At 70.2% G+C, this 5280-nt stretch carries 4 protein-coding genes; 2 read left to right on the forward strand and 2 right to left on the reverse strand.

The features are described from left to right. Window positions 1–105 precede the first annotated feature (105 nt). The gene (locus SM793_RS36150; RefSeq protein ID WP_320443383.1) at window positions 106–1395 is read right to left on the reverse strand and encodes a citrate synthase; all 1290 of its coding nucleotides are present in this window, start codon (window positions 1393–1395) and stop codon (window positions 106–108) included. Window positions 1396–1619: 224 nt separating this feature from the next. Continuing rightward, window positions 1620–3824, reverse strand: a complete 2205-nt coding sequence (locus SM793_RS36155) for an ATP-dependent RecD-like DNA helicase (protein ID WP_320443386.1) — start codon at window positions 3822–3824, stop codon at window positions 1620–1622. Between the two features lie 171 nt (window positions 3825–3995). On the opposite strand from SM793_RS36155, the gene SM793_RS36160 reads away from it, so the two are divergent. Both SM793_RS36160 and SM793_RS36165 read left to right on the forward strand, forming a co-directional pair. Further along, window positions 3996–4781, forward strand: a complete 786-nt coding sequence (locus SM793_RS36160; RefSeq protein WP_320443384.1) for a VOC family protein — start codon at window positions 3996–3998, stop codon at window positions 4779–4781. A gap of 30 nt (window positions 4782–4811) precedes the next feature. Beyond that, window positions 4812–5264: a GNAT family N-acetyltransferase gene (locus SM793_RS36165; RefSeq protein WP_320443385.1), complete on the forward strand. Its 453-nt coding sequence runs from the start codon at window positions 4812–4814 to the stop codon at window positions 5262–5264. Window positions 5265–5280: the final 16 nt, after the last annotated feature.

The raw sequence follows: 5280 nt of genomic DNA on the forward strand, positions 1-5280 counted from the left end.
CCCCCCGGGTGTGGGGCGCGGGACTTGGTGGAGCAACGCCGGGGGGCCCGGCCGCAGACGGGGGGCCGGGCCCCCGTGGCACGGTGTCAGGGCGTGCGCTTGGCGTCAGCGGGCGTCGATCCCGACGTAGTCCCGGATCTCGGTGCCGGTGTAGATCTGGCGCGGACGGCCGATCCGGCTGGTCGGGTCGTTGATCATCTCGTGCCAGTGGGCGATCCAGCCCGGCAGCCGGCCGAGGGCGAACAGCACGGTGAACATGCTGGTCGGGAAGCCCATGGCGCGGTAGATCAGACCGGTGTAGAAGTCCACGTTCGGGTAGAGCTTGCGCGAGACGAAGAAGTCGTCCTTGAGCGCGTGCTCCTCCAGCTTGAGCGCGATCTCCAGCAGCTCGTCCGACTTGCCGAGCTGGCTGAGCACCTCGTGGGCGAGCAGCTTGACCTGCGCGGCGCGCGGGTCGAAGGCCTTGTACACGCGGTGGCCGAAGCCCATCAGCTTGACGCCGGACTCGCGGTTCTTGACCTTGGCGATGAAGGCATCGACGTCGCCGCCGTCCTTCTGGATGCTCTCCAGCATCTCCAGCACGGCCTGGTTGGCGCCACCGTGCAGCGGGCCCCACAGTGCCGAGATGCCCGCCGAGATCGAGGCGAACAGGTTGGCGTGGCTGGAGCCGACCAGGCGCACGGTGGAGGTCGAGCAGTTCTGCTCGTGGTCCGCGTGCAGGATCAGCAGCTTGTCCAGCGCGTTGACGATGACCGGGTTGAGCTCGTAGTCCTCGGCCGGGACCGCGAAGGTCATCCGCAGGAGGTTCTCGACGTAGCTCAGGTCGTTGCGCGGGTAGACGAAGGGCTGGCCCATCGCCTTCTTGTACGCGTACGCCGCGATGGTCGGGAGCTTCGCCAGCAGGCGGACCGTCGACAGGTGGCGCTGGGCCGCGTCGAACGGGTTGTGGCTCTCCGGGTAGAAGGTCGACAGCGCGCCGACCACCGAGGACAGCATGGCCATCGGGTGGGCGTCCCGCGGGAAGCCCTGGAAGAAGCGCTTGACGTCCTCGTGCAGCAGGGTGTGCTGGGTGATCTCGCGCCTGAACGCCACCAGCTGGGCCTCGTTCGGCAGCTCGCCGTTGATCAGCAGGTAGGCGGTCTCGATGAAGTCACCCTTGGCGGCGAGCTGCTCGATCGGGTAACCGCGGTACCGCAGGATGCCGTTGTCACCGTCCACGAAAGTGATCGCGGACTTGTAGGCGGCGGTGTTGCCGAAGCCGTTGTCCAGGGTGACCAGGCCGGTCTGCGGAAGCAGCTTCGAGATGTCGAAGCCGGCGTTGCCCGCAGTGCTCTCGACGACGGGGTACTCGTACTCGCCGTCCTGGTACCGCAGTACTACCGAGTTGTCGCTCACGTCTTCCTCACCGACGAAATGAATCCTCTTCCAAGGTGCCCTGACTGTCTCTACCATCCCCCATCCGGCGGACAGCCGCGCACCCGGGGTGACCCGAAAGGGCCCGCCCCTACAAAACCTGCCGCCGCAGCCGGTACGAACCGGACAAGATCGGCACCCCACCAGGCTCTGCCGTAAATCTCTTCACGTCAAGAGAACAATAGAGGCAAGCATCCCTTGGAGGATCATCCAGCCGCCAACCGGTGGTCGAGCGCGGCATGCCTCCGACCTGCACTGACACTGCGAACCGCCTGGGCGATCGCTTTCCGTGACCCGACCAGCACAACCAGTTTTCGGGCCCTGGTCACCGCGGTGTAGAGCAGATTTCGCTGGAGCATCGTCCACGCGGACATGGTGACCGGAATCACCACCACCGGGTACTCGCTGCCCTGCGACCGGTGGATGGTCACCGCGTAGGCGTGCGCGAGCTCGTCCAACTCGTCGAAGTCGTACGGCACCTCCTCGTCCTCGTCCGTCAGCACCGTCAGCCGCTGGTCGTCCACGCTGAGCGCCGTCACCACTCCCACGGTGCCGTTGAAGACCCCGTTCCGCCCCTTGTCGTAGTTGTTGCGGATCTGCGTGACCTTGTCGCCCACCCGGAACGTCCGCCCGCCGAACCGCCGCTCCGCCAGCCCCTCCCTGGCGGGCGTCACCGCCGCCTGGAGCAGCGTGTTGAGGTTCCCCGCGCCCGCCGGGCCCCGGTGCATCGGCGCCAGCACCTGGACGTCCCGCCGGGCGTCGTAACCGAACTTCTGCGGGATCCGCCGCGCCACCACGTCCACCGTCAGACCCGCCGCCAGCTCCGCGTCGTCCTCCGCGAACAGGAAGAAGTCCGGCAGTCCCTCCGTCCGCGGCGGCAACCCCTCGTTGATCCGGTGCGCGTTGGTCACCACCCCCGACTGCTGCGCCTGCCGGAAGATCCTGGTCAGCCGCACCGAGGGAATCGGCCCGCCCTGCGCCAGCAGGTCCCGCAGCACCTCCCCGGCACCCACCGAGGGCAACTGGTCCACATCCCCCACGAACAGCAGGTGCGCACCCGGCGCCACCGCTTTGACCAGCTTGTTCGCCAGGATCAGATCCAGCATCGACGCCTCGTCGACCACCACCAGGTCCGCGTCCAGCGGACGGTCCCGGTCGTACGCGGCGTCCCCGCCCGGCCGCAGCTCCAGCAGCCGGTGCACGGTCGAGGCCTCCACCCCGGTCAGCTCCGCCAGCCGCTTCGCCGCCCGCCCGGTCGGCGCCGCCAGCACCACCTTGGCCCGCTTCGCCAGCGCCAGGGTCACGATCGACTTCACCGTGAACGACTTGCCGCAACCGGGACCCCCGGTCAGCACCGCGACCCGCTCGGTCAGGGCCAGCCGCACCGACTGCTCCTGCTCCGGCGCCAGCTCCGCGCCCGTCCGCCGCGCCAGCCAGCTGAGCGCCGCCGGCCAGTCCACATCCCCGAACCACGGCATCCGGTCGGTGTCCGCCCGCAGCAGCCGCAGCAGCTGGTTGGCCAAGGAGACCTCCGCCCGGTGGAACGGCACCAGGTACACCGCCGTGATCGGCTCCCCCGCCGCCCCCGGCACCTGCTCGCGCACCACCCCCTCGGCGGCCACCAGCTCCGCCAGGCAGTCGATCACCAGACCCACGTCCACCTGGAGCAGCTTCACCCCGTCGGCGATCAGCCGCTCCTCCGGCAGGTAGCAGTGCCCCTGGTCACTGCTCTGGGACAGCGCGTACTGCAGGCCCGCCTTCACCCGCTCCGGGCTGTCGTGCGGGATGCCCACCGCCTGCGCGATCCGGTCCGCGGTGAGGAAGCCGATGCCCCAGACGTCCGAGGCCAGCCGGTACGGCTCGTTCTTCACGACCCCGATCGAGCCGTCCTCGTACTGTTTGTAGATCCGTACAGCCAGCGAGGTCGAGACCCCGACCCCCTGCAGAAAGACCATCACCTCCTTGATGGCCTTCTGCTCCTCCCAAGCGGCCGCGATCTTCTTCGTCCGCTTCGGCCCGAGCCCCGGCACCTCGATCAGCCGGCCCGGCTCGTGCTCGATCACCTCCAGGGTGTCCGCCCCGAACCGCTCCACGATCCGCTCGGCGAACCGGGGCCCGATCCCCTTGATCAGCCCCGACCCCAGGTAGCGCTGGATGCCCTGCACCGTGGCCGGCAGCACCGTCGTGTAGTTCTCCACCACGAACTGCCGCCCGTACTGCGGATGCGATCCCCACCGCCCGTGCAGCCGCAGCGACTCCCCCGGCTGCGCCCCGAGCAGCGCGCCGACCACCGTCAGCAGATCGTTGCCGCCCCGCCCGGTGTCGACCCGCGCCACCGTGTAGCCGGTCTCCTCGTTGGCGTAGGTGATCCGCTCCAGCACACCCTCCACCTGGGCGAGCTGACGCGGCACCGCCTGGTCGCCGCCGGTCCCGGTCCCGGTACGCGCCGCTGTCTGCCTGGCCACCGGGCCTCCTGTCACCGTGCGGAACGACTTCCGCTACGCACCGTACCGTCCGGGTGCGACATCCCGGGCGTCAGTGCCAGGCTGGGGGCCAGGTCCGACGTCGAAGGAGGGAAAACCGTGCTGACCACCGCCTTCCCGCCGGGTGCCCCCAACTGGCTCGACCTCGCGAGCCCGGACACCGCGGCCTCGACCGACTTCTACACCGGGCTGTTCGGCTGGACCTCCGCCACCGGCCCGGGTGCCGCCCGGCACAGCCTCTTCCGCCGGAACGGCCGGACGGTCGCCGCGCTCGGCCCCGTCACCTCCGCCGGTGACCGCGCCGCCTGGACGGTCCACTTCCGCACCCTCGACTCCGACCGCACCGCCGCCCTCGTCCGCGAGGCCGGAGGCCGGATCCGCTTCGGCCCCTTCGACGTCCTCAGCAGCGGCCGCACCACCGGCTGCACCGACCCGACCGGCGCCGACTTCGCGGTCTGGCAACCGCACGACCTCCGCGGCCTGGGTACCGTCACCGAACCCGGCAGCCTCTGCTGGACGGAGTGCTTCAGCATCGACGCCGAGGCCGCCAAGACCTTCTACCGCGCGGTGTTCGGCTGGCAGGAGCAGGACGTCCCGCTCGGCCTCGACCTGTACACGGTGCTCACCCCGCCCGGCGGCGGGACGGCGGACGCGCACGGCGGGATCTGCCCGATCCCGCCGGAGGACGCCGCCGCCGGCATCTCCTCGCACTGGCTCCCCTCCTTCGAGGTGACCGACGTCGACGCCACCCTCGCCACGGCAGAACGGCTCGGCGCGACCGTCCGGCTCCCCGCCGAGGACGTCCACGGCGTCGGCCGCCTGGCCCGGCTCGTCGACCCGCACGGCGCGGCCTTCGCCGTCGTCACCAGCGCCCCGCCCGGCTGAGGGCGGAAACCGCCCTTCTAGGGTGTGACCATGAACGATCTGACGATCCGCCGGGCGACCGGCGACGACCTGCCGGCCATTGTCGCGATGCTCGCCGACGACCCCCTGGGCGGGACCCGCGAGAGCCCCGACGATCTCACCCCCTACCGCACCGCGTTCGACCGCATCGACGCCGACCCGCACCAGCACCTCGTCGTCGCCGAACGCGCCGGCCGGACGGTCGGCACCCTGCAACTGACCGTCGTCCCCGGCCTCTCCCGGAAGGGCGCCACCCGGACCGTCATCGAGGGAGTGCGCGTACACGGCGACGAACGCGGCAGCGGCCTCGGCACCGAACTGATCGAGTGGGCGATCGAGCGCTCCCGCGAACTCGAAGCCCAGCTCGTCCAGCTGACCTCCGACATCACCCGCACCGACGCGCACCGCTTCTACGAACGCCTCGGCTTCGTCCCCTCGCACCTGGGCTTCAAGCTCACGCTCTGACGGAAAGCGTTCCGAA

Source organism: Kitasatospora purpeofusca, assembly GCF_034043715.1.
In the GTDB taxonomy this organism is placed as follows: domain Bacteria; phylum Actinomycetota; class Actinomycetes; order Streptomycetales; family Streptomycetaceae; genus Kitasatospora; species Kitasatospora purpeofusca_A.

Coding starts and splice junctions, on each gene's coding strand:
- SM793_RS36165 (WP_320443385.1), top strand. CDS start 4,812: ATGAACGATCTGACGATCCGCCGGGCGACCGGCGACGACCTGCCGGCC.